At 72.1% G+C, this 26,211-nt stretch carries 27 protein-coding genes; 9 read left to right on the top strand and 18 right to left on the bottom strand.

What is annotated here, in order from left to right:
- Positions 1-77 precede the first annotated feature (77 nt).
- The 3 genes from ACFWE2_RS13760 to ACFWE2_RS13750 all read right to left on the bottom strand — a co-directional run bounded on the left by ACFWE2_RS13760 (position 78) and on the right by ACFWE2_RS13750 (position 2,406).
- Positions 78-503 carry a DUF3040 domain-containing protein gene (locus tag ACFWE2_RS13760; protein WP_377224790.1) on the bottom strand — a complete coding sequence of 142 codons (426 nt, stop codon included), beginning with the start codon at positions 501-503 and terminating at the stop codon, positions 78-80.
- Positions 504-608: 105 nt separating this feature from the next.
- On the bottom strand, positions 609-1,850 hold the full coding sequence (locus ACFWE2_RS13755) for a DNA polymerase IV (protein ID WP_377224789.1): 1,242 nt from the start codon (positions 1,848-1,850) through the stop codon (positions 609-611).
- A 94-nt stretch (positions 1,851-1,944) separates the two neighbouring features.
- Complete coding sequence (locus tag ACFWE2_RS13750; RefSeq protein WP_377224788.1) at positions 1,945-2,406, bottom strand: SAV_6107 family HEPN domain-containing protein; 462 nt, start codon at positions 2,404-2,406, stop codon at positions 1,945-1,947.
- Between the two features lie 100 nt (positions 2,407-2,506).
- On the opposite strand from ACFWE2_RS13750, the gene ACFWE2_RS13745 reads away from it, so the two are divergent.
- Positions 2,507-3,529: a spermidine synthase gene (locus ACFWE2_RS13745; protein WP_377224787.1), complete on the top strand. Its 1,023-nt coding sequence runs from the start codon at positions 2,507-2,509 to the stop codon at positions 3,527-3,529.
- Positions 3,530-3,582: 53 nt separating this feature from the next.
- Here ACFWE2_RS13745 and ACFWE2_RS13740 read toward each other — a convergent pair whose 3' ends face one another.
- The 5 genes from ACFWE2_RS13740 to ACFWE2_RS13720 form a co-directional block, all read right to left on the bottom strand.
- Complete coding sequence (locus ACFWE2_RS13740) at positions 3,583-3,786, bottom strand: cold-shock protein (protein ID WP_377224786.1); 204 nt, start codon at positions 3,784-3,786, stop codon at positions 3,583-3,585.
- A 334-nt stretch (positions 3,787-4,120) separates the two neighbouring features.
- Positions 4,121-5,050: a proteasome assembly chaperone family protein gene (locus ACFWE2_RS13735; RefSeq protein ID WP_377224785.1), complete on the bottom strand. Its 930-nt coding sequence runs from the start codon at positions 5,048-5,050 to the stop codon at positions 4,121-4,123.
- A gap of 187 nt (positions 5,051-5,237) precedes the next feature.
- Positions 5,238-5,657 carry a response regulator gene (locus ACFWE2_RS13730; RefSeq protein WP_116677634.1) on the bottom strand — a complete coding sequence of 140 codons (420 nt, stop codon included), beginning with the start codon at positions 5,655-5,657 and terminating at the stop codon, positions 5,238-5,240.
- Positions 5,658-5,751: 94 nt separating this feature from the next.
- Positions 5,752-7,401 carry an ATP-binding protein gene (locus ACFWE2_RS13725; protein ID WP_377224784.1) on the bottom strand — a complete coding sequence of 550 codons (1,650 nt, stop codon included), beginning with the start codon at positions 7,399-7,401 and terminating at the stop codon, positions 5,752-5,754.
- Positions 7,398-8,780, bottom strand: coding sequence for a PP2C family protein-serine/threonine phosphatase (locus tag ACFWE2_RS13720; protein WP_377224783.1), 1,383 nt, complete (start codon positions 8,778-8,780; stop codon positions 7,398-7,400). Before ACFWE2_RS13720 ends, ACFWE2_RS13725 begins: the two co-directional genes overlap by 4 nt.
- A gap of 121 nt (positions 8,781-8,901) precedes the next feature.
- On the opposite strand from ACFWE2_RS13720, the gene ACFWE2_RS13715 reads away from it, so the two are divergent.
- Together ACFWE2_RS13715 and serA are read left to right on the top strand one after the other, a co-directional pair.
- Entirely contained in the window at positions 8,902-11,157 is a 2,256-nt protein-coding gene (locus ACFWE2_RS13715; RefSeq protein WP_377224782.1) for a HelD family protein, read from the top strand.
- 154 nt (positions 11,158-11,311) lie between these two features.
- Positions 11,312-12,550 (top strand): phosphoglycerate dehydrogenase, encoded by a 1,239-nt coding sequence (serA, locus tag ACFWE2_RS13710; RefSeq protein ID WP_377224781.1) that lies wholly within the window; start codon positions 11,312-11,314, stop codon positions 12,548-12,550.
- 19 nt (positions 12,551-12,569) lie between these two features.
- On the opposite strand, the gene ACFWE2_RS13705 is transcribed toward serA, so the two are convergent.
- Positions 12,570-13,169 carry a TetR/AcrR family transcriptional regulator gene (locus tag ACFWE2_RS13705; RefSeq protein ID WP_377224780.1) on the bottom strand — a complete coding sequence of 200 codons (600 nt, stop codon included), beginning with the start codon at positions 13,167-13,169 and terminating at the stop codon, positions 12,570-12,572.
- Positions 13,170-13,342: 173 nt separating this feature from the next.
- On the opposite strand from ACFWE2_RS13705, the gene ACFWE2_RS13700 reads away from it, so the two are divergent.
- Entirely contained in the window at positions 13,343-14,260 is a 918-nt protein-coding gene (locus tag ACFWE2_RS13700) for an SDR family oxidoreductase (RefSeq protein ID WP_377224779.1), read from the top strand.
- A 5-nt stretch (positions 14,261-14,265) separates the two neighbouring features.
- Here ACFWE2_RS13700 and ACFWE2_RS13695 read toward each other — a convergent pair whose 3' ends face one another.
- Positions 14,266-15,465, bottom strand: coding sequence for a sulfotransferase family protein (locus ACFWE2_RS13695; RefSeq protein ID WP_377224778.1), 1,200 nt, complete (start codon positions 15,463-15,465; stop codon positions 14,266-14,268).
- A gap of 85 nt (positions 15,466-15,550) precedes the next feature.
- On the opposite strand from ACFWE2_RS13695, the gene ACFWE2_RS13690 reads away from it, so the two are divergent.
- Entirely contained in the window at positions 15,551-16,840 is a 1,290-nt protein-coding gene (locus ACFWE2_RS13690; protein ID WP_377224777.1) for a cytochrome P450, read from the top strand.
- Between the two features lie 21 nt (positions 16,841-16,861).
- Here the strand turns inward: ACFWE2_RS13690 and ACFWE2_RS13685 are convergent, their stop codons facing one another.
- The 3 genes from ACFWE2_RS13685 to ACFWE2_RS13675 all read right to left on the bottom strand — a co-directional run bounded on the left by ACFWE2_RS13685 (position 16,862) and on the right by ACFWE2_RS13675 (position 19,534).
- Positions 16,862-17,368 (bottom strand): gluconokinase, encoded by a 507-nt coding sequence (locus ACFWE2_RS13685; RefSeq protein WP_377224776.1) that lies wholly within the window; start codon positions 17,366-17,368, stop codon positions 16,862-16,864.
- Complete coding sequence (locus ACFWE2_RS13680; RefSeq protein ID WP_377224775.1) at positions 17,365-18,819, bottom strand: GntP family permease; 1,455 nt, start codon at positions 18,817-18,819, stop codon at positions 17,365-17,367. The genes ACFWE2_RS13685 and ACFWE2_RS13680 overlap by 4 nt, the downstream gene beginning before the upstream one ends.
- A 136-nt stretch (positions 18,820-18,955) precedes the next feature.
- On the bottom strand, positions 18,956-19,534 hold the full coding sequence (locus ACFWE2_RS13675) for a TetR/AcrR family transcriptional regulator (protein WP_377224774.1): 579 nt from the start codon (positions 19,532-19,534) through the stop codon (positions 18,956-18,958).
- A gap of 72 nt (positions 19,535-19,606) precedes the next feature.
- Between ACFWE2_RS13675 and ACFWE2_RS13670 the strand changes: the two genes are divergently transcribed.
- Complete coding sequence (locus ACFWE2_RS13670) at positions 19,607-20,014, top strand: VOC family protein (RefSeq protein WP_377224773.1); 408 nt, start codon at positions 19,607-19,609, stop codon at positions 20,012-20,014.
- 40 nt (positions 20,015-20,054) lie between these two features.
- Here ACFWE2_RS13670 and ACFWE2_RS13665 read toward each other — a convergent pair whose 3' ends face one another.
- Together ACFWE2_RS13665 and ACFWE2_RS13660 are read right to left on the bottom strand one after the other, a co-directional pair.
- Entirely contained in the window at positions 20,055-20,531 is a 477-nt protein-coding gene (locus tag ACFWE2_RS13665) for a DUF1801 domain-containing protein (protein ID WP_377224772.1), read from the bottom strand.
- A 112-nt stretch (positions 20,532-20,643) separates the two neighbouring features.
- On the bottom strand, positions 20,644-21,855 hold the full coding sequence (locus tag ACFWE2_RS13660) for a PQQ-dependent sugar dehydrogenase (protein WP_377224771.1): 1,212 nt from the start codon (positions 21,853-21,855) through the stop codon (positions 20,644-20,646).
- 181 nt (positions 21,856-22,036) lie between these two features.
- On the opposite strand from ACFWE2_RS13660, the gene ACFWE2_RS13655 reads away from it, so the two are divergent.
- Complete coding sequence (locus tag ACFWE2_RS13655) at positions 22,037-22,642, top strand: TetR/AcrR family transcriptional regulator (RefSeq protein ID WP_377224770.1); 606 nt, start codon at positions 22,037-22,039, stop codon at positions 22,640-22,642.
- A 52-nt stretch (positions 22,643-22,694) separates the two neighbouring features.
- Here ACFWE2_RS13655 and ACFWE2_RS13650 read toward each other — a convergent pair whose 3' ends face one another.
- Positions 22,695-23,594: a LysR family transcriptional regulator gene (locus ACFWE2_RS13650; protein WP_377224769.1), complete on the bottom strand. Its 900-nt coding sequence runs from the start codon at positions 23,592-23,594 to the stop codon at positions 22,695-22,697.
- An 89-nt stretch (positions 23,595-23,683) separates the two neighbouring features.
- Here ACFWE2_RS13650 and ACFWE2_RS13645 point away from each other — a divergent pair, with 89 nt between their 5' ends.
- On the top strand, positions 23,684-24,487 hold the full coding sequence (locus ACFWE2_RS13645; protein WP_377224768.1) for an SDR family NAD(P)-dependent oxidoreductase: 804 nt from the start codon (positions 23,684-23,686) through the stop codon (positions 24,485-24,487).
- 59 nt (positions 24,488-24,546) lie between these two features.
- On the opposite strand, the gene ACFWE2_RS13640 is transcribed toward ACFWE2_RS13645, so the two are convergent.
- Complete coding sequence (locus ACFWE2_RS13640; RefSeq protein ID WP_377224767.1) at positions 24,547-24,864, bottom strand: hypothetical protein; 318 nt, start codon at positions 24,862-24,864, stop codon at positions 24,547-24,549.
- A 38-nt stretch (positions 24,865-24,902) separates the two neighbouring features.
- On the bottom strand, positions 24,903-25,049 hold the full coding sequence (locus ACFWE2_RS13635) for a hypothetical protein (protein WP_377224766.1): 147 nt from the start codon (positions 25,047-25,049) through the stop codon (positions 24,903-24,905).
- Positions 25,050-25,227: 178 nt separating this feature from the next.
- On the opposite strand from ACFWE2_RS13635, the gene ACFWE2_RS13630 reads away from it, so the two are divergent.
- Positions 25,228-26,130: a GlxA family transcriptional regulator gene (locus tag ACFWE2_RS13630; RefSeq protein WP_377224765.1), complete on the top strand. Its 903-nt coding sequence runs from the start codon at positions 25,228-25,230 to the stop codon at positions 26,128-26,130.
- Positions 26,131-26,211 lie beyond the last annotated feature (81 nt).

The raw sequence follows: 26,211 nt of genomic DNA, 5'->3' as shown, positions 1-26,211 counted from the left end.
GTCAGGCACGTGGCGCTGTGCCTGACACGCACATGGGTCGGTGGTCCGGTGACGGACCACCGACGTTTGTCGGTCGGCTAGCGACCACCCTCGTTACGCCGGTTCTCCCAGCGCTCTTCTAGCCGGGCCAGGAAGCCGCCTGAGCTGCCACCACCCGGCCGTCGACGGGGCTTGCGTGCTCCCCCGTGCGACGGCTGGACCGTGCCGTCGTCAGCAACGACGCCGACCGGACCGTCCTGCTGCTTCTTGCGCGGCCCGAGGAACGCGAAGACCACGCCGGCGAACATCAGCACGAAGCCGATGGCGCCGAGCCAGGTCTGGGACGTCGCCGCACCCACGACAAGAAGAAGCAGACCGACGACGACGCCGACCCCGGACAGCACATAGCGAAGAGCGTTACCCCGACCTGTGGACTGAAGCGTATTTGCAAGCCGCGGGTCGTCTGAGGTCAGAGCACGCTCCATCTGCTCCAGCACCCGCTGCTCGTACTCGGACAGAGGCATCGAGACCCCCGGATCTCGCAAAGGAACAGTGTCCCTTCCAGGATAGGACGACCCGGCCGTCGTTGGTAGTCGACATCCCGGGCATACAGCGACTATAGGGGCAGATCAGTATCGACGCGCGCCGTTCTTGTGATGTACACCCAGGTCGATCGCTGTTTTCCCGAACTTTTCGCGCACAGCGTCGAGCGCAAGTTCAGCCTCTCGCTGGGCTCCCGAGCGCGGATCGACCGCCTCCTCGAGCGTCGGCTGCTGCGTGGAGCCGTCTCTTTGCTGAAGATTTTCACCCCGTACGCCGACCAGCCGCACCGGCAGCCCGCCCAGGTCGACCCCCGCGACGAGCTCACGAGCGACCAGGTAGATGTCCCGCGCGACGTCGGTGGGCCCCTCCAGCGTTCGCGACCGGGTGAACGTGGCGAAGTCGCTGGACCGGACCTTCACGGACACCGTGCGCGCCATGACGCCCTGGTGCCGCATCCGGGCGGCGACCCGGTCGGACAGCTCGAGCACCCGCCGGCCGACCGCCACGATGTCGTCCTGGTCGGTGTCGAAGGTGGTCTCGGCACCGATGCTGTGCTCCCGGTGCTCGGGCACGACGGGACGGGGGTCACGACCCCACGACAGGTCGTGCAGGTGCGCGCCGCTGACCCGCCCGACGGCGGTCTGCAGGCTCGCCAGGTCCGTGTGCGCCAGCTCCTCGACCGTGGTGATGCCCCAGGCGGCGAGGGCCTTCTCGGTCTTCTCGCCGACGCCCCAGAGGGCGCCGACCGGCAGCGTGTGCAGGAAGTCCACCGTCGCCTGGACGGGCACGAGCATCAGCCCGTCGGGCTTGGCGTGCGTCGAGGCCAGCTTCGCCACGAACTTGTTCCGCGCGATGCCCACCGACGCCGTCACGCCGTGCTCGGCCTGGATGCGACGGCGCAGCGCGGCGCCGATCACCGTGGGCGGGCCGAGCCGCCGCCGGGCACCGCTCACGTCGAGGAACGCCTCGTCCACGCTGATCTGCTCGACGAGCGGGGTGACCTCCCTGAGCATGCCCATGACCGACCGGGACACGTCGTGGTACAGGGTGTGGTCGGGCTTGATCACGGTGGCCTGGGGGCACAGCACGCGGGCACGTGTCATCGGCATCGCTGACCGCACACCGTACGCGCGGGCCTCGTACGTCGCCGCCAGCACGACCCCGCGGTCCTGTCCGCCGACGATCACCGGCAGGCCGCGCAGCTCGGGCCGGCGAGCCAGCTCGCAGGACGCGAAGAACGCGTCCATGTCCAGGTGCAGCACCGAGCAGCCGGACTCGTCCGATCCCCAGTTGCGTCTCGCTGCCGCTGACCGCGGCCCCTTGCTCACGAACGTGCTCCGTCCTTGCTGTTGCTCAGTGCTCGGAGAACCGCTCCGAGTATCGGCCAGGCAGGACGCACCCGCCCGGCCGCGTACGCGCCTGCTACGACGCCTCGGGCACCAGGGTCAGGCGCTGCGCGGAGAACCCGGCCTGCGGGTCGACGAGCATCGCCACCTCGTCCCGGAAGTCCTCCGCGCACGCGAGCAGCTCGTCGGCACGGGCGGGCTCCACCTGCTCCGGCCGGCCCGCGTCGACCGCGGCCCGCAGGGGCGCCCCCGCGGCGAAGTAGCCGGACCAGGCCGCCAGCTCCGGCTCGGCGTGCGCGAGCATGTCCCACACCGTCCGCGCGCCGGAACGCGCCGACGGTCGCCCACGGAGCGCAACGACGGCGGCCGCCGAACGGATCGCCGCGAGGTGCGCGTGGACGAACCGGTCCCCCGGGTCCACCGAACGCGCCGCCTCGGCCAGCTCCGCGTCCGCCTTGCGCAGCAGAGCGCTGACGCCCGGCGGGACCGGCACGAGCATTCGCGCGGACACGACGTCCCGCGCGCTCTGAGAGTGCATGGTGCCCATCTCAAACCTCCGATCGAACCCCTTGTGCGACACTATCGAACATGCGTTCTATTCTGTCAAGCGAGCCGCCGAGCCGGGAGAGACTGTCCCCATGGCCCGCCGCTCCGCCCGACGCAGCCCATCCTCCTCCGCACCACTGACACTCACCGGCGAGCTGCCCGTCGGCCCCGTGCCGATCAGCACCGGCACCGCCGAGGTGGTTCGCGACCCCGACTTCCCGCAGCGGGTGACGCTGCACGTCAACGGCGTGCCGAGCTCCAGCCTCGACCTGTCGGACCCGGGATTCCTCGACTTCGAGTACATGCAGCAGATGGCCGCCTTCGTCGCCCTGCTGCCGCCCGGGCCGCTCAAGGTGCTGCACCTCGGTGCAGCGGGCAGCGCGTTCGCCAGGCACGTGGAGCACGAGCGGCCGGGCTCCCGCCAGCTCGGGGTCGACCTCGACGCCCGGCTCCTCGAGCTCGTCCGCGAGTGGTTCGCCCTGCCGCGCTCACCCCTGCTGCGGCTGCGCGCCGACGACGCCGGGCGGACACTCGCGTCAGCCCGCGACGAGTCCTACGACGTCGTGGTCCGCGACGTCTTCGCCGGCGACCGCACGCCCGCCCACCTCGTGGGCACCGGGTTCGCCGCCGAGGCGCACCGCGTGCTCCGCCCGGGCGGCGTGCTGCTGGTCAACTGCGCCGACAAGCCGCCCCTGACCACCGCCCGCCGCGAGGTCGCCAGCCTCGCCAAGACCTTCGGGCCGGACGCCGCCGCCTCGGGCCGGCTCGCCGCCGTCACCGAGCCCGCGATCCTCAAGGGCCGCCGCTACGGCAACCTGGTCCTCGCCGCCGTCCGGGAGCTGCCGAAGGACCCTCCGGCGGCCCGCAACGACCCGATCGGCCAGGACCCGACCGGCCACGACCCGGCCCGCCACGACGACGAGCCGCGCGAAGCCCCTCAGGGCGCCGCAGAGGCCCGCTCAGGGCACGACGACGGCGTCGTGCGGCCGGACCTGCGCGCGGCGCGTCTGGGGCGCGTCCTGCGCACCCTCGCGGTGCCTGCCACGCTGCTCGTAGGCGACGACGTCACCGCGTTCGCCGGCACGGCGGCACCGCTGGAGACCGGCGCACCCTGACCCGGACGCGAAAAGGCCGCCACCCCGAGGGGTGGCGGCCCTTCACAGAGAGGTCAGAGCGGGACTACTGCTTCCGCCTGCGGACCCTTGGGACCCTGGGTGATCTCGAACTCGACCCGCTGGGCCTCCTCGAGAGACCGGTACCCGTTGGTCTGGATCGCGGAGTAGTGGACGAAGACGTCGGCGCCGCCGCCGTCCTGGGCGATGAACCCAAAGCCCTTCTCCGCGTTGAACCACTTCACAGAACCCTGCGCCATGCTGTCTTTCGACCTTCCGTCCGAGAACCGACGGCGGGCCCGTTGCCCACCCCCGTGCCGCAATGCTTTTCCCGCTTGCTCACGACACGGCGGACGTGGCGTTGGTACGTCACTGCAACGTGCGCCAGTGTGGCACGTACCACTCAAATGTGCCACGGAACAGGCACAATTCTGCCGCAGGTATGACACACCGGGCCGTGCGCGGCCTGGTCGGACCGAGCCGGTGTGCACCTCTGCCTCCGGCTCGGGCGTCCGCTGTGCGGCTCAGACCTGCGGTTCCGCGCGGGGTGCACGACCTCGTCGCGCGGCGCGCACCCCGCGCGGCACTCCGGCGTCAGTCGCCGTTCTGCTGTGCGAGGAACCGCTCGAACTCCGCGCCGAGCTCCTCCGCGCTGGGGATCGGGGTGCTCTCCGCGAGGAGGCTCGGGCGGCCGACGGAACGCGCGAAGGCGTCATACTGCTCCTCCAGCGCCTTCACCACCGCCGCGATCTCGGCCGAGTCGGCGACCTGCTTCTCCACCTCGATCTTCGCGTCGGTGGCTGCCTCTTCCAGCTTGGGGATCGCCAGGTCGAGCCCGGTGGCCCGCTCCGTGTGGTGCAGCGCCACCACGGTCGCCGGCGGGTACTGCGACTGGGAGAGGTAGTGCGGCACGTGGACCGTGAAGCCCATCGCGTCGTGCCCCGCCTCACCGAGCCGGTACTCCAGCAACGCGGACAGCGAGCCCGGCACCTTCACGCTGCCGAACCACGACGTGTAGTCGTCGACGAGGGCCGGCCGGGTCGCGTGCGCGGTCAGGGACAGCGGGCGCGTGTGGGGCAGGCCCATCGGGATGCCCTGGATGCCGACGACCAGGCTGACGCCGAAGCGCTCGACGAGCTGGATCACGCCGGCCACCACGCGCTCCCACTGCAGGTCCGGCTCGGCACCGTGCATCAGCAGGAAGCCGGTGCCCTCCGCGTCGGTCACGTGGTCGATCGCGAGGTAGGGCGCCTGGTAGTCCGACCAGTGGTCGGAGTCGAAGGTCATGGTGGCCCGCTTGGAGCGGTAGTCGAGCAGCTGGTCGACATCGAACGTCACCAGGCGCTCGACGCGGAACTCGTCGACGAGGTGCTCGACGGCGAGGTCGCCAGCGCTGCCCGCGTCCACGAACCCGCGGACCGCGTGCAGCAGAACAGGTCCGTCGGCGCTTCCGGGCACGCTGCGACCCAGCGTGCGCCCGACCGCTGCTTCGTCGACGTCGTAGATGCCCTGGGGGTCAAGCACGTGCGCTCCCTCGCTCGTCGGAGTGGTTCGGCGATCCCTCGGACATATCGTCCGGGGTCTCTGCTGAGGTCCAACGCCGCGACGGCCTCGTGTCTTCCCGTTACGCCCTCAGCGTCGCGGGAACCCTACCGAGTCGTGAAGCTCCTACGAGTCGCGGTACCCGACCGAGCGGGCCTACCGACCAGCCCTACCGACCGGGCAGGCGCACCACGGAGACGAAGAACTCGTCGATCTGGCGGACCACGTCGATGAAGCGGTCGAAGTCCACGGGCTTGGTCACGTACGCGTTGGCGTGCAGCGAGTACGAGCCCACGACGTCCTCCTGCGCGTCGGACGTGGTCAGGACCACGACCGGGATGTGCCGGAGCATGGGGTCACCCTTCGCGACCGCCAGCACCTCCATGCCGTCCATCTTCGGCAGGTTGAGGTCCAGCAGCACCAGGTCCGGGGTCGGGGCCTTGGCGTACTGCCCCTGCTTGCGCAGGAACTCGAGCGCGCTGACGCCGTCGCCGACCACCGAGACGTTGTTGGGCACGCGGTGGTCCTCGAACGCCTCCCGGGTCATCAGGACGTCGCCCGGGTCGTCCTCCACCAGGAGGATCTCCATCACCTTGTGACCGCTCACGCCCGTACCTGTCCCCTGGATTCGGCAACAACGGGACCCGTCGTCGCGACCCGCCGTCGGCCCTGGTCAGGCCGCCTCATCCGAGCGTAGTCGACTGCGCACGTTCGGTCGAAAGGCGCCCCGGGCCGGGCTGCCCCTGCCGCCTGGCGAGGGTGAACCGCACGATGGTGCCGCCGCCGGCCGCCGGCTCGATCCAGATCCGGCCCTTGTGGTACTCGACTATGCGTTTCACCAGCGAGAGGCCGATACCGGTGCCCGCGTACTCGTCACGCGGGTGCAGCCGCTGGAAGATGATGAAGACCCGTTCCGCGTACTGGGCGTCGATGCCGATGCCGTTGTCCACCACGGAGATCTCCCAGTGCGCGCGCATGCTCCGCACCTCGATACGCACCTTCGGCGCCCGTTCGGGGTCACGGAACTTCAGCGAGTTGCCCACCAGGTTCACGAAGAGCTGCTGCAGCAGCGCACGCTCACCGTGCACGACGGGCATCGGGTCGTGGACGATCTCCGCCTCCGTCTCCGCCACCCGCTCGGACAGCTCGGAGAGCGCGCCGGCGAGCACCACCTCGAGCTCCACGTCCTCGCGCGGGACCCCGGTCCGGCCCACCCGCGAGAAGCTCAGCAGGTCCTGGATGAGGCGCTGCATGCGCTTGGCGCCGTCCACCGCGAACTCGATGTACTGGTCGGCACGGTCGTCGAGCGAGCCGCCGTACCGCTTCTGCAGGAGCTGGGTGAAGCTCGCGACCTTGCGCAGGGGCTCCTGCAGGTCGTGCGAGGCCACGTAGGCGAACTGCTCGAGGTCGCGGTTGGACCGCTCGAGCTCGCGCGCCTGCTCGCTGAGCAGGCCGTGCGCGTTCTCGACCTCCTGGTGCGACAGCCGGATCTCCTCCACCTGGTGCACCAGCTCGCGGCGCATCGTCTCGACGTGCATGGCGAGCAGGGCGACCTCCCCTGCACCCACCGGGCGGATCTCGCGGCCGAGCACGCCGCTGCTCACCACCCGCACGCCGGCGGTGAGCGTGGTGAGCGGGCGGATGACCCAGGTCTCCAGGGCCAGCCACATCATCGTGCCCATGAGCACCACCACGAGCACCAGGGCCACCACGGCGCCCAGCAGGAGCTGTTCCCAGACGGCCCGGGTCTCCATGATCTCGTCGCGCTGCGCACCCAGCTCGGCCAGGTACTGCACGACGGCGGTACGGGCGCTGTCGTAGAGCTTCTCGCCCTCGGCGGTCGCCGGCGCCGTACCGAGGAGCTCCATCCGGCACGCCATCTGGCCGGCCGGCGCCGCCTCGACGGCCGCCACCACGGGCTCGGCGTACTCCTCGAACCAGGCGTCGGTGGCGCGCACCGCCTCCTCGTGGGCCAGCGCCACCTCGGCGTCGGACGCGAGCTCCCGCCGTTCGACGTCGGCGAGGAGCATGATGCGTCCGCTCGACCCGACCGCCCGGGTCCACGGCTCGAGCGCGGCGGGATCGCACGTGGCCCGGTAGGCGCGCAGCGAGGCCTCCGCGTCGCCCAGCGCGAGCGAGGCGCGCTCGCCGTCGACCAGCGCGCGGGTGTACGGGCCGTCGGCCCGGGCGTCGAGGCCGCGCGACTGGACCAGGGCGAGCACCGCCACCGCGAGCGCGATGATGAGCATGGCGGCGACCGCACCGAGGAGCCGGGCGAGCCGGCGACGCATGGACACACCGGTGAACCGGTGCTCGTCGGGCACCAGCGTCATGCGCGCGACCACTCCACCGAGTCGGCGAGCGTCGACGTCCGCTCCGGCGGTCCCGTCGCCCCGGCGCCGGCCCAGCCGACGAAGAGCAGTGCGGCGTCGTCGACGAGGGGACCGCCGTGCAGCTCACGGACGCGGCGCAGCACGCGGGTCACCACCTCGTCGGTGCCCTGGTCCATCTCGCGCTCCACGACGCTGCGCAGCCCGTGCGCCCCGAGCCGCGGCATGCGGCCCTGCGCGCTGGGCGCGAGGACGGGCGTGCCCTTCGGGTCGGCCCCGACAGCGGCCTCGACGAGCCCGTCCGTGTAGAGCACGGCGGTCCACACCTCGGGCAGCTCGACGGTGTGCGCCGACCAGCCGCCGTCCACCGGGATGCCCAGGGCGCGGCCCCGCCGCACCGAGGGCAGCTCCTCGCAGTGGTGCGTCACCTGCGCGGCGGCGTCGGTCGAGGTCCGGGGCACCACGAGCAGCGGAGGCAGGTGCCCGGCGAGGTAGACGTCCATGCGTGACCGGTCCGGTGAGATCACGGCCTGGCAGATCGTGACGAACACCTCCGGCCGGCCTCGTTCCGCCAGCAGCACGCGTTCGAGGAGCGGCAGCACGTTGTCGGCGGGGGTGTCCGCGAGCACCAGCGTGCGCCACGCGGTGCGCATGGCGGCGCCGAGCGCCGCCTCGTCCGGGCCGTGCCCCGCCACGTCGCCGATGACCGTGACGAGCGTGCCGTCAGGACGCTCCACCGTGTCGAAGAAGTCGCCTCCGAGCAGCCCGTTCCCGCCGGGCAGGTAGCCGACCATGACCGAGACCTTCTCGTCGGTGACCAGCTCCTTGGGCAGCAGCGCGCGCTCCAGGCGGGTGGTCTCGGCGGCACGCACCTCGCTGCGGTACAGCGCGATCTGCTGGGCGGCGGACCGGCGTCGTAGCGTCGCGTACCGCAGGCAGCGGGCGAGCGCGTCACCGTCCACCTCGCCCTTGACCAGGTAGTCGTCGGCGCCGTTGGCGACGGCGGCTGCGCCGAGGTCGTGCGAGGTGTTCCCGGTCAGCACCACGACGGCGGGCTGCACGGGCAGCACGTCGATGCCGTCGATGACCCGGCGCAGGGCGCCCAGCCCTTCGGCGTCCGGCAGGCCCAGGTCGAGGAGCAGGCAGTCCACCGCGACCATCGAGAGGACCCCGAGCGCCTCGTCGACGGACCGCGCCCGGTGCAGCTCGGCGCGCAGGTCCGCCTCGACGTCGGCGTCGGCGAGCAGCTCGCTGACGAGGAACGCGTCCGCGTCGTCGTCCTCGACGAGCAGGACCGAGATCGGGCGGTCGATCCAGGCCGGGCGCACCTCGGGCCCGCGCCCGCTCCCGGGCCCCGCAGTGCCTGCCCCGCCCAGTGCCATGGCGGCGATCCTATCCAGCGGGATGACGCCGTGTCAGCGGACAGGCCGACGGGTGCGCGATAATGGTCGGTCGGTTGATTCTGGCCGAGGTTTTTTCGCTGGTGAACCACGGAGGTATGGCGTGACGGGAATCGCGGGCGAGCTCGCCCACGAGCAGGCAGTCGTCGACACGATGTACGTCCGTCTGGACACCCTTCGGGGCACCACGGCCGACCGCCTGCGGGGGGTCCGCCTGGCGGGTGCCAGCGGTACGCACCAGAACCGCAGCGAGCGGGACGCCTTCGCGACCCTCTACGAGGACCGGGCCGCGCAGCTCGACGCGGTGGAGGACCGGCTGGTCTTCGGGCGTCTCGACCTGGCGGACGGCGCAACGCGTTACGTCGGGCGGATCGGGCTGACCGACGTCGAGCACCGCTCGATGCTCACCGACTGGCGCGCCCCGGCGGCCGAGGCGTTCTACCGCGCCACGGCGCTGCACCCGGGTGACGTGCGGCGCCGTCGGCACCTGGTGACGAAGGGCAGGTCGGTGACCGGCCTGGAGGACGAGGTGCTCGACCTCGACGCCGAGATCGACCCCGACGCGCTGTCCGGCGAGGGCGCGCTGCTCGCGGCGATGGCCCAGGGCCGTACGGGCCGGATGTCGGACATCGTGGCGACCATCCAGGCCGAGCAGGACCGCATCATCCGATCGGACCTGTCGGGCGCGCTCGTGGTCCAGGGCGGCCCCGGCACGGGCAAGACGGCGGTGGCGCTGCACCGCGCCGCCTACCTCCTGTACGCCCACCGGCGCCTGCTGGAGCGCTCCGGCGTGCTGGTGGTGGGCCCGTCCAGCGCGTTCCTGCGCTACATCGACCAGGTGCTGCCGTCGCTGGGCGAGACCGGCGTCGTGTCGACGACGGTCGGCGACCTCATCCCCGGCATCCGGGCGACCGCCGTCGACGAGGGGCAGGTGGCCCGGCTCAAGGGTCTGCTCCTGTGGCGCAAGATCATCCGCCGCGCCGTGCGGGCGCGGGAGCGTGTGCCGGAGCAGGAGACGCCGGTGCGGGTGGAGGGGCACGACTTCGTGATCCGCCCCAAGGACGTCGCCGACGCGATCGCCCGCGCCCGCCGCACGCACAAGCCGCACAACCTGGCGCGCGCCGCGTTCGTGCGCGACATGCTCGACCGCCTCACCGACCAGTACCGCGACTTCACGGGCGGGCCCCTGTCGGGCGAGGACCGCTCCTCGGTGTTCGAGGACCTGCGTTCGGACCGCACGGTCCGCGTGGCGCTCAACATCGCGTGGCTGCCGATCACCCCCGAGAAGCTGGTCAGGGACCTGTACGCCAAGCCGCACCGGCTCGCCGAGGCCGCGCCGGAGCTGAGCGCGCGCGAGCGGCGCCTGCTGTTCCGGGAGGCCGGCGCGCCCTGGACGGAGTCCGACGTGCCGATCCTCGACGAGGCGTACGAGCTGCTCGGCGAGGACGACTCGGTCGCGCTGGCCGAGGCCCGCAACCGCGAGGCCGAGCGGGCCCGCGAGGTCGAGTACGCGCGCAGCGTGCTGTCCTCGACGGGCGCGGGCGGCGGCCTGGTCGACGCCGAGACGCTCGCCTCCCGCTTCGCCGCGAGCGGCCCGTCGCTGACCACCGCCGAACGCGCGGCGGGCGACCGCGCCTGGACCTACGGCCACGTGGTCGTCGACGAGGCGCAGGAGCTCTCACCCATGGCCTGGCGGGCGCTCGTCCGCCGCGTGCCCACCCGCTCGATGACCATCGTCGGCGACGTCGCCCAGACGTCGTCGGCCGCGGGTGCGCGGAGCTGGGACCGCATGCTCACGCCGCTGCTGCACGACGGCTGGCGGCTCGCCGAGCTGACCGTCTCCTACCGCACGCCGTCGACGGTCGCCGACACCGCCCAGGCGGTCGCGCGGGCGGCCGGGCTCCCCGTCTCGGAGCTGCGCGCGGCGCGGGACGTCGAGGGCTCCCTCACCGCCGTACGTACCGCGCCGGGCCCCGACGGCCTGCCGGACGCCGACGCCGTGGTCGCCGAGGCGCTCGCCCTCGTCAAGGAGCTCGTGGGGCCGGACGCCGGGCGGGTGGCGGTCGTGGCGCCGTCGGGCGGCGTCGCGCGGCTGGCCGAGGCGGTCGCGGCAGCCCTGCCCGAGGCGGTCGGTGCCACCGAGGCCGCCCGACTGGCCGCGCAGCGCCCGGAGGACGCGCAGGTCACGGTGCTCGCGCCGCGCGAGACCAAGGGCCTGGAGTTCGACGCCGTCGTGCTGGTGGAGCCGGCCGCCATCGCCGAGGGCGGCGGCGGGACGAGCGACCTCTACGTCGCGATGACCCGCCCGACCCAGCGCCTCGTGGTGGTGCACACGCGAGACCTCCCGGAAGGCTTCTGACGGCTCGCCGAAGTAGAGCGCTTGTCCCAGACTGCGGACGGCTCGCCGAACGCGGATGGGGACAAGCGCTCTACTTCGGCGGAGCCGTCCCAGTGGGCGGGATGCGGGGGCCGTGCGTTTGTTGCTTCCGCCTCCGCTGGCGCACCATGGGTGCGTGCAGCGAGCCCTCCTCCTCGAGAACGTCCACCCCACCTCCGTCCCGATCCTGGAATCGGCCGGGTACGAGGTCGACTACCGCAAGGGAGCCCTCGACGAGGACGAGCTGATCGCCGCGCTCGACGGCGTCCACCTCCTGGGGATCCGGTCCAAGACCGAGGTGACGGCGCGCGTCCTGGCCGAGGCGACGAGCCTCGTCGGCGTGGGTGCCTTCAGCATCGGCACGAACCAGATCAACCTGACCGCCGCCGCGAACCGCGGCGTCGCGGTGTTCAACGCGCCGTTCTCCAACACGCGGTCGGTGGTGGAGCTCGCCATCGCCGAGATCATCTCCCTGACCCGCCGGATGACGGAACGTGACCGCGCCCTGCACGCCGGCGTCTGGGACAAGTCCGCCGAGGGGTCGCACGAGGTGCGCGGCCGCACGCTCGGCATCATCGGCTACGGCAACATCGGCTCGCAGCTCTCCGTGCTCGCCGAGAACCTCGGCATGTCGGTGATCTTCTACGACACCGCCGAGAAGCTCGCGCTCGGCAACGCCCGCCGCGCCGAGACGCTCGACGAGCTCCTCGAGACCGCCGACATCGTCACGCTGCACGTCGACGGCCGCTCGGGCAACGCCGGGCTGTTCGGCGAGAAGCAGTTCGCCCGCATGAAGCAGGGCGCGATCTTCCTCAACCTGTGCCGCGGGTTCGTCGTCGACGTCGACTCGCTGGCCGAGCACATCACGTCCGGGCACCTGTCGGGCGCCGCGGTCGACGTCTTCCCGGAGGAGCCCAAGAAGCGGGGCGACGCCTTCGAGTCGGTGCTGCGTGGTCTGCCGAACGTGATCCTCACGCCGCACGTCGGCGGCTCCACGGAGGAGGCGCAGGAGGCGATCGGCCAGTTCGTGGCCAAGAAGCTGAGCGACTACGTGACGACCGGCTCGACGATGCTCAGCGTCAACCTGCCGAACCTGCAGCTCGAGCACACCGGCGTCGGCCGGATCAAGCTGCTGCACCGCAACGTGCCCGGCGTGCTGGCCACGGTGAACCAGATCTTCGCCGACCACGGTGCCAACATCGAGGGCCAGATGCTGGCGACGCGGGGCGACATCGGCTACGTGGTCACCGACATCTCCGACGTGACCGAGCGCGGCGCCTCGAAGAAGCTCCAGGCGCTGGACGCGACGATCCGCCTCCGCATCCGCGACGCCTTCGAGCGCCCGGAGTTCCCCCCGGGCCCCGCCGCGCGCTGAGACGCCCTCCCGGCGCCGGTCACGTGGCCGGCGCCGGGTTCCACACCCCGTCGATCGCGAGCGAGACGAGCCTGACCGCCTCGTCGGCGGCACCCTCCTGCCCCTCCGTGACCAGCGAGACGGCATTGACCAGGGTGAGCAGGTCGACCATGGTCGCCGCGGGCCGTACCGCCCCGGCCGCCTGCGCACGCCGCAGCAGCCCTTCCCCCGCGTCGAGGAGCATCGTCCCGCAACCCGTGCTCGACAGCGGGTCCGGCGGGCCCGCGATCAGCGACGCCGCCAGCCCTCTCGTCGTCGCGCCGTAGACGGCGACCGCGCGCAGCCACGTGGCGAGCGCCGCACCGGCGTCGTCCTCGGCTGCGAGCTCCTCCGCCTGGGCGGACAGCGCCTTGACCCGGTCGTGGAACACCTCTTCGAGCAGCGCCTGCCGCGAGGGGAAGTGGCGGTGCAGGGTGGCCGAGCCGACGCCTGCCTTGCGCGCGATCTCCTCGAGCGATGCACCCGCCCCCGAGCGTGCGACCTCCTCCTCCGCCGCGGCCAGGATCCGGTCGTAGTTGCGGCGGGCGTCCGCGCGCAACGGTCGTCCGCGCGCCGTCGAGGCAGCCACGCTGTGCGCCACAGGATCTCCAACCACTGGCCAACCGGGGTATCCCTCCACATGCTACTGGGTCCACCCCTCCCTCGGTCCGAGCACTCCGAGCACGTCCCCAGGCCACACCTTGACAAGTGGGGTGCCCCTCCATATGTTCGACCGTAACCGGGGCGCCGCCCCACTTATGGCTGGAGACTCTGATGAGCGACGTGACGACAACGACCCGACCCCGCACCGTGCTCGTGACCGGGGCGAGCTCCGGGTTCGGCCGGCTGACCGTGGAGACCCTGGCGCGACGGGGCCACGGGGTGTTCGCCGCCCTGCGCGACACGGCCGGCCGGAACGCGGGTGCCGCAGCCGAGCTGGCGGAGCTCGCGAGCGCCCAGGGTGCGGACCTGCGGGTGATCGAGCTGGACGTGACGGACCAGGCGTCGGCCGACCGCGCCGTCGGCGCGGTGCTGGAGGTGGCCGGCCGCCTCGACGTGGTCGTCAACAACGCGGGCTCGATCTTCCCCGGGCCCGTCGAGGCGTTCTCGGCGGAGGAGGCGCTGCGCCAGCTCGACGTCAACGTGCTCGGGGCGCTGCGGGTCAACCGGGCGGCGCTGCCGCACCTGCGCGAGCAGGGCCACGGCGTCCTGGTCCAGGTCGGTTCGCTCTCGGGCCGGGTCACGCTGCCCTTCAGCGGCCTCTACTCGGCGAGCAAGGCGGCCCTCGGCAGCCTCACGGAGGCGTGGCACCACGAGCTCGCGCCGTTCGGCGTCGAGTCCGTGGTCGTGGAGGCGGCGTCCTATCCCACCAGCATCGGGACGAACGCGGTGCCGCCTGCTGACACCGCCAGGACGGGGGTGTACGGCGACACCATGACGCGGTTCGTCACCGAGCTGGTCCGGCGCACCGCCGAGACGGCCGGCGACCCGCAGGAGGTCGCCGACGCCCTCGTCGAGCTGGTCGAGATGCCGGACGGGACCCGACCGGTGCGCACCGTCGTCGCGCCCGAGGAGCAGCGTGACGCTGTCCGGGCCGCCGGCCGGGCCGCGCAGGAGGCGGCGCGGGTGGTGAGCGCCGACATGGGCGTGGCGGCGTTCATGGCCGCCGCCACGCCGTCGACCGTCCGGTAGGCGGGTCAGCCCAGCACGGACGCCGGGATCCGGTAGGCGGAGAACGCGTCGGCCACCTTGGCCTCGTCCAGACCGTAGCGTTCCAGCGTGTACGCGTGCGGACGGTGGCCGGTCCGGTCCAGGGCCGCGGCGAGGTTGGCGTCGTCGGCCTCGCCCCAGGTCAGGTCCAGCCGGTCGAAGACCCCGCGCATCACCGTGCCGGGCTCGGCAAGGAGGTCGTCGTAGACGACGTCGACCACAGCGGAGTCGGGCAGCTGTTCGCGCAGCTTGATCGCGCGCTCGACCCCGCCCGCGGAGATGCCCAGCCACTCCTGGCCGATCCGGGCCAGGTCGATCCGGCCCGGCTTGATGTACATCGTGTGCGTCGCCTCGGCCATCGAGCAGCCCGAGGCGACGGCGGCCCCGGGCGCGCGGTGGGTCCACACGAATCGTGCGTCCGGGAAGGCCCGCAGGATCTCCGGCAGCCGCCACAGGTCCATCGGGTGCTTGAGGACCCAGCGGTCCGGCGCCTCGCCTGCCGCGATGACCTGCAGGGCATCGCGCAGGAACAGGAAGTCGGCGGTCAGGTCGGCGTCCGCCACGTAGTCCAGGTAGCGCGGTGCGGGTCCCCACGTCGCGTACATCTCCGTGTGGGCGCGCAGCATGAAGTCCTCCTCCTCGCTGTCGGCGACCAGCGGGTGCAGGTGCGCCCACGCGGGGCTGAGCTTCGCCACCGTCGCGAACCGCTTGCGGGCCTGCGCGATCAGCTTCTCGCGCTCCGCCTCCGGGCGTGGCAGGCCGAGGTTGGTCATCTCCCACAGCTTGGGGCCGCGGTTGCCGGGGCTGCGCGCGATCAGGTTGTAGGTGAGCGTGGTCCCGGTCCGCGGCAGGCCGACGACGAACACCGGCGCCGTCACCGGCTCGTCGCGCACCTCGGGGTGGTGCGCCTGGATGTCGCGGACGACGACGCGGTTGTCCAGCCGTTCCCGGATCTGCTGCTGGGTGCTCATCCAGCCCATGCCGCTCAGGTCGGGGTTGGCGGCGTGGTCGGCGAGGAGCAGCCGCAGCCCGTCGAGCGCGGCGAGGTCGTCGGCGCCGAGCGGGACGCGCCCGTCCTGGACCTCCTGGAGCAGCCGTTCGAAGACGGCGTCGGGGTCCTTGCGGGTGCGCATACCGGGTGCGAGCAGCACGTTGAGGAGTCGGAGCAGCGGTGTGGCCTGGGGCATGGCGCACATCCTGCACTAACATCCCAAGCGAGTGCCTGTGTCCGGCGTCACACCGTCGCGCCGGGCTGTCGTCGAGAGGGGAATCGTGACCGCACGACCGCCGTCGGGCCCGCTGGTACGGCTGGGTGACACCAGCGACCGCACGCTCCTCGTCGAGACGACGGCGGCCGCCGACGCCAACGAGGTGTACGAGCGGCTACGGCTGAGGTGGGGAACGGTCGCCCCGGTGGACCTGGAGCCGGGCGTGCCCGCCTGGCTCGTGCTCGGCCACGACGAGGCGGTGGGCGTGCTGCGCGACGACCGCACCTTCGTCAAGGACCCGTCGATCTGGCACGGGCACGCCGAGAACCTGCTCGGCCCGCAGTCGGCGCTCCATCTGGTGCTCCCCCGCGCCCCGAAACCCACGCTCGCCGACGCCGACGGCCCCAAGCACGCCCGGATGCGGCCACCGGTCGACGACGCGCTGGGTCACGTCGACGAGGCCCGCGCGGGCGCGATCACGCGCCGGCTGTGCGGGATGCTCATCGACCGGTTCGAGGACCGCGGCCGCGCGGACCTGGTCGCCGAGTACGCGGCGGTCGTGCCGTTCCTCGTACTGTCCGAGCTCGACGGGCTCGAACCGGGGCAGGCGCAGCGCCTCCAGGAGATCACCCGGGCGATCTTCGAGTCCGGCGCGGCGGCACGCGAGCGGACCGTCGAGCTGCTGGAGATCGTCACGGGGCACATCGCGCACAGCAGGGCGCTCGGCACCCGCGACATCGCGGGGATCCTGGCCGTGCACGACAACTTCGAGAGCGACCTGGAGCGCGCACAGACCCTGACCGCCATCACGCTGGCGGCCAACGAGTCACTGCTGGCCTGGATCGCGCAGACGCTCGCGCTGGTGCTGAGCGACCCGCGGTTCTCCCACCGGGTGTCCGGGGGCCGGCTGCACATCGACGACGCCCTCGACGAGGTGCTGTGGCGCTCGACGACGAACCCCAACCTCATGCCGCGGTTCGCCACGCGCGAGGTGACGATCGGCGACAAGCTGATCGAGCGCGGGGCGGCGGTGATCGTCGGGGTGCACGCGGCCAACCACGACCCGCAGGTCCAGAGCGCGGACCCGTGGGACACGGTGGGCAACCGGGCCTACCTGTCGTTCGGTGCCGGTCCGCACCGGTGCCCCGCGCCCCGCCTCGGGCGGGTCATCGCGCGGATAGCCGTCGCCGAGCTGCTGCAGCGTCTGCAGGTCACCCTCGTCGGCGACCCCGACAAGGTCGAGTGGGCGACCAGCCCGTGGATGCGTTTCCCCGCGCGGCTGCCCGTCACGTTCCCGTCGCCGCTCCAGCAGCCCGTCCCAGGCGGCTGGCCCCCGGAGGAGTTCGCGCTGTAGCCACTCCGGTCTCCGGGAGCGTCACTCCGCCCGGACGGCGGCGAGGCTGGTCGCGATCACGACGTCGGCCGGTGGCGTGTCGTCGACGACGACGCCCGCCTCGTCCGGCTCCAGCGGCTCCAGGGTGTCGAGCTGGGACTGCAGCAGGGACGGCGGCATGAAGTGGGTACCACGCCGCATCCGGTCGATCAGCACGTCGAACGTCGAGTCGAGGTGCACGAAGAACAGCCCGGGATGCCCCTCACGCAGCCAGTCGCGGTAGACCCGGCGCAGCGCGGAGCAGGCGGTCACCGAGATCTCGCCCGCGGCGTCGAGCCGGGAGATCTCGTCGGCGAGCGAGCGCAGCCACGGACGCCGGTCGTCGTCGTCCAGGGGGATCCCCGCCGACATCTTCTCGATGTTGGCGGCCGGGTGGAACGCGTCGCCCTCGACGAACACACCGCCCAGCGCCTTCGCGAGCGCGCGGCCGACCGTCGTCTTGCCGGTCGCGGTGACGCCCATGACCACGATGTGCCGGGGCGCGCTCATCCGGTCACCAGCCAGAGCAGCGCGGCGAGCAGGAAGACGGCGAGGCCGAGGGTCGTCTCCAGTACGGTCCACGTCTTGAGCGTCGTCCGGACGTCCATGCCGAAGAACCTGCTCACGAGCCAGAACCCGGAGTCGTTGACGTGCGACAGGACGGTCGCACCGGCCGCCACGGCGAAGACCAGGAGCGTGATCTTGACGTCGCTCAGACCCTCCGCCGTCACCTGCGCCGAGAGCAGCCCCGCCGTCGTCGTCAGGGCGACCGTCGCGGAGCCCTGGGCGACCCGCAGCACGGTCGCGATGACGAACGCCTGCAGAAGGATCGGCATGCCCAGGTCGGACAGTGCCTCGGTGAGTGCCGAGCCGATGCCGCTGGCGCGCAGCACGCCGCCGAACATGCCGCCCGCGCCGGTGATCAGGATGATCGAGCAGATCGGGCCGAGGGCGTCGTCGAGGATGCCGGTGGCCTGGCCCATGGAGAACCTGCCCCGCGAGAGCATCGCGAGCGCGACCAGGACGGTGATGAGCAGGGCGATGGGCGTCTGGCCGACCAGCATGAACGCGTTCGCCCAGTCGGCGTCCTCGGCGACGACCCCGGCCTTGACCAGGGTGTCGACCACGGTGTTGAGCGAGATCAGCACCAGCGGCAGGAGCAGGATGAACAGGACGGTGCCGAACCGTGGCGGGGCCTGGGTTGCGGTGGCCGTCGGCGCTCCGCCCGCTCCGGTGCCGCCGTCCCCGGCGCCGCCGTCGTCGGTGGCGTCCTGGTCCCGGCCGCCGTTGATCTGCCCGAACACCGCGGTCGGGATGTCGATGACGTACCGCGCGCTCAGGTAGCGGGCCACGTAGTGGACGCCCAGGAACCAGGCTGCGACCGCCACCGGCACGCCGAGGAGGAGGGTGAGGCCGATGTTCCCGTCCATCGCGGCGGCGGCGGCGACCGGCCCCGGGTGCGGCGGCACCACGGCGTGCATGACGGCGAACGCCCCGGCCGTGGGCAGCCCGTACCGGAGGATGCCGCCCCCGAACCGGCGTGCGACGGTGAAGATGATCGGCAGGAACACCACGAGGCCGGCGTCGAAGAAGATCGGGAAGCCGAAGATGAGCGCGGCGACGCCGAGCGCGAGCGGCGCGTGCTTCTCGCCGAACCGGGCGATCAGGGTGTCGGCGAGGACCTGCGCACCGCCGGTGGTCTCCAGCAGCCTGCCGACCATGACGCCGAAGCCGACCAGCAGGGCCACCGAGCCCAGCGTCCCGCTGAACCCGGTCAGCAGCGCGTCGGGGACGTCCGCTATCGGGATCCCGGCGGCGACCGCCGTGAGCAGGCTGACGAGCACGAGCGCGACGAACGCGTGCATCTTCAGCCGGATGATCAGGAACAGGAGCAGGGCGACCGCAGCCGCCGCGATCAGGAGCAGGACACCCGCCCCGTAGACCGGCTCTATCTCGGTCATCACCGCCTCCTTGCGGTTCGTTCTGGCTCACCGGATCGCCCCGACCCTAGCAGGGTGAATTACGGCCACACGGTAGGACCGTCGAGCGTTTTGCCAGGTGATCAGCTCGTGCGGCCCGGGCACCGCGCTCCGCGCGTCAGCCGACGACGGCCGCGAGCACCCTGTCGAGCACCTGGTGCGCGGCGTCCCGCGCTTCCGTGCCCCGCGGCTGCTGGGCGATCCAGAGCGCCGCCTCGTTCATGGCGCCGGAAAGCTGGGCGGCCGTCGCGTCGAGCAGCCCGGCGGGGACGCCGACGTCGGACAGCGCCTCACGCAGGTGCACCACCGAGTTCTCCGCGTCGAGGCGGCGCCACTGCTCCCAGCCGAAGACGGCAGGGGCGTCGATGAGCAGGACGCGCACCGCCGGGGCGGTCGTGATGGCGTCCAGGAACGCGTGACAACCCGCGCGCAGCCGCGCCAGCGGGTCGGCGCCGGCCCCCTCGGCGGAGGCCACCACGGCCTCCGCGACCTCCGACTGGAGCCGCGCCGCGACCGCGCGGAAGAGCCCGGCCTTGCTCCGGTAGTGGTGGTAGACCGCGCCGCGCGTGACACCGGCCGCGCCGGCGACGTCGTCGAGCGAGACCGCTGCGAAGCCCTGGGCGGCGAGCAGGTCCGTGGCCGAGGCGAGGATCGTCCGGGCGGTCTGGGCGGCGTCGGCCGCTGAGGCGCGAGGCAAGAGCACTTCCTTTACGTACACGGTGTATGTAACCTGACACTTACATACGCACTGTACTTAAAAGGAGCCCTCATGCACGTCACCGGCCTCTACCCGGTCCTCATGTCGCGGGACGTCGCCGTCGCCGCCGCCTTCTACCGCGACCTGCTCGGCCTCGAGATCACCTACGACTCCGACTGGTACGTCAGCCTGCGGCTCGGCGCGTTCGAACTCGCCCTGGTCGCCCACGACCACCCCACGATCCCGGCCGGCCACCGCGCCCTGCCGCAGGGGGTACTGATCAACCTCGAGGTCGACGACGTCGACGAGGTGCACGCGCGCCTGACCGGCCACGCCGGGCTGGAGCCGCTGCTGCCGCTGCGCGACGAGGACTTCGGGCAGCGGCACTTCATCGTGGCCGCACCGGACGGCGTCCTGCTCGACGTCATCCAGCCGATCCCGCCCACCGCCGAATACGCGGACGCCTACGCCGAGGTGTGAGCCCGGGCGTAGGCGGCGCGTGGCGGAACACGGTTTCGGTTCAGGCGGCACCCGATCCGCCGGCCGCCTGCCGAACGAGCTCGCCCAGGCGCTCCCACGCGGACTCGGACAGGTCCGCCAGCGCATAAGCCGTCGGCCAGAGACCGTCCGCCGAGTCCAGCGGTGCCTGGGCGCTGAACCCGAAGGTCGAGTAGCGCTCCTTGTCGAGCTGTCCGCTGCGGAAGAAGCAGATCACCTTGCCGTCCCGGGCGTACCCGGGCTGCCCGTAGTACAGCTTCGGCGCGAGCTCCGGCGCGACCGTCGTCACCATCGCGTGCACCCGTTCGGCCGTCTCCCGGTCGCCGTCGGGCATCTCGGCGATCTTCGCCAGGACGTCCGCGGCGTCGGCTGCGGCCCTCTCGGCCCCGCGCGCACGCTTCGCCTCGGCCTTCAGCTCCGCTGCGCGCGCCTTGATCGCCGCGCGTTCCTCGGACGAGAAGCCGTCCCTCTCCTTCTTGGCGGCAGGTGCGTCGGTCATCGGTCTTCCTCCTGGTACGAGTAAGTGCCTACCCGTCCAGGCTAGGTTTCCGCGTGGTGGGCGGCTTCTCGATTACTGACCGACCTCGACCACCGCCGGGACGGGAGCGCGGTCAGCCCTCGTTCACCGGGACGCGCAGGATGCGGTCGTCACCGGGGCGCGGTTCGCTCCCACCCCAGGTGGCGCGGTCGGTGTTGGACGTGACGATCCACAGTGCCCCGTCGGGAGCCACCTCGACGGTGCGGATGCGGCCGAGGTCACCGGCGAGGTGTTCGACGGGATCGGCGGTCGCCGCCTCGCCGTCGACCGGAAGCTGCCAGAGACGCTGCCCGCCCAGCGCGCCGATCCACAGGGACCCGGCGGCGTAAGCGAGCCCCGAGGGGCTCGCGTCGTCGGGGTGGAACGTGGCGATCGGCGGTTCCCCGGTCGACCCCGCGATGCCCTCGGTCTCCGGCCACCCGTAGTCGGCGCCCGCACGCAGCACGTTGACCTCGTCCCAGGTTCGGTGCCCGAGCTCGGACGCGTAGACCGTGCCGTCCGGCCCGAACGCGATCCCTTGGACGTTGCGGTGACCGCCGGAGTAGATCGGCGAGTCAGCGGGGTTGTCCTCGGGGATCGAACCGTCTACCGCGATGCGCAGGATCTTGCCGTTGAGCGAGTCGTCGGTGGCGGCGTTCTCCGGTTCGAACGCGTCACCGGTACCGATCCACAGGTGCCCGTCCGGCCCGATGGCGATGCGGCCGCCGTGGTGCCGATCGGCGGTCTGGATGCCGTCCAGCAGCACCCTGTCGAGGGTCAGCGACTCGTGGTCGGGGGCGATGGTGAGCGCGACGACCCGGTTCTCGTCCGGTCCCGAGACGGAGGCGTAGACCGTGCGGTCGGACTCGAACTCAGGAGACGCGACGATGCCGAGGAGGCCGCCCTCCGAGCTCACCTGAACGTCCGGGACGACCCCGACGAGCCGTGCGTCGCCGCCGTCAGCCGGGACACGCAAGATCTCTCCACTGATCCGCTCGGACACGAGCGCCGACCCGTCGGGCAGGAACGTGAGCCCCCACGGGGCCTCCAGCCCGGTCGTCAGCTCGACCGGTTCGCCGAGGGTCGCGACGCGGCCCGGATCGCGGGACGGACCGGCCGGTGAGGCTTCCGTACCCGCGTCGGTGGACCGGACCGGCGTCGACACCCGGTCCGCCGGCCCTGACCCGCATCCGCCGAGCACGACGGCGAGTGTCAGCGCGCCCGACACGGCGCTGACCGCAGCGCGCGATCGCACCGATCTGGCCGCCTGCGGCCCGGCCTGCCGCGTGGCTGTCGATGTCTTCATCTCTCGAGCTCCAGGGTCTCGGTGAAGTCCAGGCGCCGGACGACGGCCTCGCACGTCAGGTCGCTGAGCGCCCTGACGTGGTCGCCACCCGTTGGTCTGGTCTCCTCAGGTAATGTGGACAACCTGTCCATGAACGACCGTACAAAGATATGGACAGGTTGTCTATAAGAAGGAGCGGGCGATGTCCGAGAGCACCACCACTCGACGGGGACGAGGGCGCCGCCCGGCGGAAGAGGTGCGGGCCGGCGTGCTCGTGGCGGCGGCGCGGATCCTTCTGCAGGACGGCATCCGCGCCGTCACCTTCGACCGCGTCGCGGCCGAGGCCGGATCGAGCAAGATGACGCTCTACAAGTGGTGGCCGTCACCTGGCGCGCTCGCCGCCGAGGCGTACTTCGCCCAGAGCCGACGGGTGCTGGAGTTCCCCGACACCGGTGACCTGCGCGCGGACCTGATCGCCCAGCTCGGGTCGTTCGTCAGGTGGATGCTGCGCGACGACGTCGGAAGGCCGGTGTCCGAGCTCATCGGCGCCGCCCAGTCCGACCCCGATCTCGCCCGGGCGTGGTCCCAGAGCTACGCGCTTCCCCGCCGCGAGCTGGCCATCACGCGTCTGCGTGCCGCCCAGGAGCAGGGCCAGCTCCGCCCGGACGCCGACCTCGAGGTGATGGTCGACCAGCTCTGGGGCGCCTGCTACCACCGCCTGCTCGTCCTCAGGGTGGGCCTCGACGAGTCGATCGTCGAACGTCTCGTCGACCAGGCCCTCTACGGCGCCGTACCGCGAGGATCGTGACCTCCTCAGCCGCCTGTGATCTCGGTGAGTCACGACTCGCGGGACGGACCGCTCAGCCCAGGCCCTGCGCCACCTCACGGAGCACCGACACGACAGCCTCGACGCTCGCGGGACGCTCCGGTCGCGTGACGGCGATCGCGGCGCGCCCCAGCCAGGCCGGGTCGTCCACCTGGACCGTCACGACGTCGGCGGGGATCGCCGGGGCGGCGATCTCGGGAAGGGTGGTGATGCCAAGTCCCGCGGCGACCAGGCCGAGCCGCGCGTGCCACTCGCGGGCCGTGTGCGCCACCTTCGGTTCGAGCAGGGTGGGCCAGGCCCCGAACTGCGGTTCGCCGCGCAGGCCGCTGCCGACTATCCACTCCTCGTCGGCCAGCTCCGCCACCGGGACCTTGGCGCGGCCGGCGAACCTGTGCGTCGTCGGCACCGCCACGAGGGAACGTCCGTCGACGAGGTGGTCGCGCCGCAGCCCGTCCAGGTCGTACGCGGGCAGGTCGGCGCCAACGCCGATCACCGCCACGTCGATGCGCCCCGCCCGGAGCTGGCGGAGCTGGGCCGGCGTGGACGCCTCCTGGAGGTCGACCGTCAGCCCCGGATGCTGCCGCCGCACGACCGCAACGGCCCGGGGCGCGAGCACCCACATCGCCGTCGGGAAGGCACCGAGCACCACCCGGCCGCCCAGCCGGTCCGCGAGCCCAGCGAGGTCCTTGCCGACGGCGTCCAGCTCGGCGAGCACCGTCGCGGCCCGGCGGGCGACCATCGCCCCGGCCGATGTCGGGACGACGCCGCGCGCCCCGCGCACGAACAACGGTGCGCCCGTGGCGGCCTCCGCCGCCGCGACCTGACGGGACACCGCCGACTGGGTGTAGCCCAAGAGGTCGGCCGTCGCGGTGAAGGACCCGGTGCCGACGACGGTGTGCACGACCCGGAGGGCGGTGACGGTGAGCTCAACCATGAGGCCATCCTGTGCCATGCGGTGCACGCATGTCTTGTGTGCGAAAGAGTCGCTGGTGGAATGGCATGACCGCATCGCACGATGGAGGCATGGAGAAGACCTGGTTCATCACCGGAACGTCCACGGGCCTCGGCCGCGAGTGGGCCGAGGCAGCACTCGAACGCGGCGACCGCGTCGCCGCCACCGCCCGCGACACCAGCACGCTGGAGCCGCTGAGCAGCAAGTACGGCGACGCCGTCCTGCCGATCGCTCTCGACGTCACCGACCGCACAGCGGTGTTCGACGCCGTCACCCGCGCCGCCGAGCACCTCGGTCGGCTCGACGTCGTCGTCAACAACGCCGGGTACGGCCACATCGGCCTGGTCGAGGAGGTCACCGAACGCGAGCTCCGGGATCAGCTCGAGACCAACTTCTTCGGCACGGTCTGGGTCACCCAGGCCGTCCTGCCGATCATGCGCGCGCAGCGGTCCGGGAGGATCCTGCAGGTCACGAGCGAGGGCGGCGTCCGCGCCTACCCCGGCTTCGGCGCGTACCACGCGTCCAAGTGGGCCGTCGAGGGCCTGTCCGAATCGCTCGCCCAGGAGGTGGCGGCGTTCGGCATCCACATCACCAACGTCGAGCCCGGCCCCTACGCCACGGGGTTCGCCACCGCGGCGCACGTCAGCGCCCCGAAACCCGACTATGACGAGGTCCGCGAGGCGACCGCCCCCGACTTCCAGGTCGGCGACCCACACGCGACCAGGGCCGCGGTGCTCCGGATCGCCGACGCCGAGCAGCCCCCGCTGCACGTCTTCCTCGGCCGGCCCTTCACCGACGTCGAGCGGATCTACGCCGAGCGCCTGCGCACGTGGCGCGAGTGGGAGCCGGTAGCACTGGCGGCGTTCGGAGCATAGGCTCCGAACGGCGCCAGTCAGATGACGCGCCGCGGCGGGTCAGCCTGTCCGCACCGCTGTCAGCCGGCCCGCCGCGTGCCGGAGACCTGGGTTCGCGGGAGCCTTCCGGCATGTGACTGACCCTGGAGCACGTCGCCGGTCGCGACCACGTCGAAGTCGAGGTTGAGGCGCACGGGCCTGGTGACCTTCTGCGACCAGGTGACGCGCTCGCCGTCGGCGGTGGGCTCGACGGCGATCGCCTCCAACGCGCCGGTCTCGCCCTGGCCCTCCGCGGTTCCGGCGAGCCTGCCGCCGTCCTCCGTGAACGTGTAGCGGACCTTGAGAGTGCCGACGGGCGTCTTCAGGCTGACGTCCCAGGTTCCGATGATGGTGTGCATTCGTTCCTCCGTGCTCGAGGTGTCGCCGTCGCGGGGACTCAGGCGGCCTGGCCCTCGGCGGTGACGAGCTCGACCGCGAGCTCACCGCCGACCGCGGCGCTCCCCGCGGCGAGGACCTCGAACACACCGATCGCGTCCAGCGGGTCGAAACCATCGAACAGCACGACTTGGGCTGACACGGTCATGAGATCTCCTCAGAGGTAGACGTCGCGGGTGGACAGGCGAGGGCATCTCGGATGCCCGTAGCCCCTGCTCGACGGCGCTCCCGGATCGAACCACTGGCCGACGTGCCAATGTCCAACTGGATCTGGCCACCACCGCCGCGACCACCGTATGCGCCGTCCGGATCGCTACCGTGAGCCTGTGCACACCGTCGTAGTCGTTGCCCTGCCCGACACGATCGTCTTCGATCTGGCCACTCCGATCGAGACCTTCGGACGCGCCCGGCTGCCCGACGGCCGCCCGGCCTACCGGGTGATCGTCTGCGGCACCGAGCCGGTCGTCGAGGCAGGCCCCCTCCGGCTGGAGGTCGACGCAGGCCTGGAGGCACTGGACCGGGCCGACACCGTCGTGGTCCCCGGCCGTATCCACCCCGAAGAGGAGACCCCCGCACCGGCCCTCGCCGCGCTGCGGGCGGCGGCTGAGGACGGCACGCGCATAGCCTCCATCTGCGTCGGCGCGTTCACGCTGGCTGAGGCCGGCCTGCTCGACGGGCTGCGCGCGACGACGCACTGGCTCGCCGCCGATGTCCTCGCGAAGCAGTACCCGTCGGTCGACGTGGATGCCGAATCCCTCTATGTCGACAACGGGCAGATCGTCACGTCGGCCGGCGCCGCGGCCGGGCTCGACCTGTGCCTGCACCTCGTCCGCCGCGACCACGGCGTCGCCGTCGCCGCCGACGCCTCGCGGCTGTCCGTCGCGCCGCTGCACCGCGACGGCGGCCAGGCTCAGTTCATCCTGCGCAACCCACCCACGTTCAAGAGCGCGACGCTCGAACCGCTGCTGATGTGGATCGAGGAGAACGCCCACTCGGACCTCGCGCTCGCGGACCTCGCCGGCGTCCGGATCCGGCACGCGCAGGAGCTGCTGGAGACCACCACCTACGGCGTCGAACGCATAGCCCGCCAGGTCGGGTTCCCGAGCCCGAGCAACTTCCGGACGCTCTTCCGACGCGCCACCGGCGTCACCCCGCACGCCTACCGGACGACGTTCCGCGGCAGGCCGCACGGTGCAGGCGGCGTCACCTCCACGTTCCGACGACTTTGACGGCGCCCTCGACGAGGTCGCGTCGCGGTGCTCGGTTCCCGTGATGCGGTACGACAAAGGCCGCCGACCTGGTCGTTCACC

The sequence above is a fragment of the Promicromonospora sp. NPDC060271 genome (assembly GCF_042726755.1).
GTDB lineage: Bacteria > Actinomycetota > Actinomycetes > Actinomycetales > Cellulomonadaceae > Promicromonospora.
Note: the sequence above shows the minus strand (reverse complement) of the source record. Positions and strands in the feature narration are given on the sequence as shown.

What these genes read in the sequence shown, in the direction of transcription:
- ACFWE2_RS13760 (WP_377224790.1), bottom strand. Translation starts at nt 503, where the DNA reads ATGCCTCTGTCCGAGTACGAGCAGCGGGTGCTGGAGCAGATGGAGCGT.
- ACFWE2_RS13750 (WP_377224788.1), bottom strand. Translation starts at nt 2,406, where the DNA reads ATGCACTCTCAGAGCGCGCGGGACGTCGTGTCCGCGCGAATGCTCGTG.
- ACFWE2_RS13745 (WP_377224787.1), top strand. Translation starts at nt 2,507, where the DNA reads ATGGCCCGCCGCTCCGCCCGACGCAGCCCATCCTCCTCCGCACCACTG.
- ACFWE2_RS13740 (WP_377224786.1), bottom strand. Translation starts at nt 3,786, where the DNA reads ATGGCGCAGGGTTCTGTGAAGTGGTTCAACGCGGAGAAGGGCTTTGGG.
- ACFWE2_RS13730 (WP_116677634.1), bottom strand. Translation starts at nt 5,657, where the DNA reads ATGGAGATCCTCCTGGTGGAGGACGACCCGGGCGACGTCCTGATGACC.
- ACFWE2_RS13725 (WP_377224784.1), bottom strand. Translation starts at nt 7,401, where the DNA reads ATGACGCTGGTGCCCGACGAGCACCGGTTCACCGGTGTGTCCATGCGT.
- ACFWE2_RS13720 (WP_377224783.1), bottom strand. Translation starts at nt 8,780, where the DNA reads ATGGCACTGGGCGGGGCAGGCACTGCGGGGCCCGGGAGCGGGCGCGGG.
- ACFWE2_RS13700 (WP_377224779.1), top strand. Translation starts at nt 13,343, where the DNA reads ATGAGCGACGTGACGACAACGACCCGACCCCGCACCGTGCTCGTGACC.
- ACFWE2_RS13695 (WP_377224778.1), bottom strand. Translation starts at nt 15,465, where the DNA reads ATGCCCCAGGCCACACCGCTGCTCCGACTCCTCAACGTGCTGCTCGCA.
- ACFWE2_RS13685 (WP_377224776.1), bottom strand. Translation starts at nt 17,368, where the DNA reads ATGAGCGCGCCCCGGCACATCGTGGTCATGGGCGTCACCGCGACCGGC.
- ACFWE2_RS13680 (WP_377224775.1), bottom strand. Translation starts at nt 18,819, where the DNA reads ATGACCGAGATAGAGCCGGTCTACGGGGCGGGTGTCCTGCTCCTGATC.
- ACFWE2_RS13670 (WP_377224773.1), top strand. Translation starts at nt 19,607, where the DNA reads ATGCACGTCACCGGCCTCTACCCGGTCCTCATGTCGCGGGACGTCGCC.
- ACFWE2_RS13665 (WP_377224772.1), bottom strand. Translation starts at nt 20,531, where the DNA reads ATGACCGACGCACCTGCCGCCAAGAAGGAGAGGGACGGCTTCTCGTCC.
- ACFWE2_RS13660 (WP_377224771.1), bottom strand. Translation starts at nt 21,855, where the DNA reads ATGAAGACATCGACAGCCACGCGGCAGGCCGGGCCGCAGGCGGCCAGA.
- ACFWE2_RS13655 (WP_377224770.1), top strand. Translation starts at nt 22,037, where the DNA reads ATGTCCGAGAGCACCACCACTCGACGGGGACGAGGGCGCCGCCCGGCG.
- ACFWE2_RS13650 (WP_377224769.1), bottom strand. Translation starts at nt 23,594, where the DNA reads ATGGTTGAGCTCACCGTCACCGCCCTCCGGGTCGTGCACACCGTCGTC.
- ACFWE2_RS13645 (WP_377224768.1), top strand. Translation starts at nt 23,684, where the DNA reads ATGGAGAAGACCTGGTTCATCACCGGAACGTCCACGGGCCTCGGCCGC.
- ACFWE2_RS13640 (WP_377224767.1), bottom strand. Translation starts at nt 24,864, where the DNA reads ATGCACACCATCATCGGAACCTGGGACGTCAGCCTGAAGACGCCCGTC.
- ACFWE2_RS13635 (WP_377224766.1), bottom strand. Translation starts at nt 25,049, where the DNA reads ATGACCGTGTCAGCCCAAGTCGTGCTGTTCGATGGTTTCGACCCGCTG.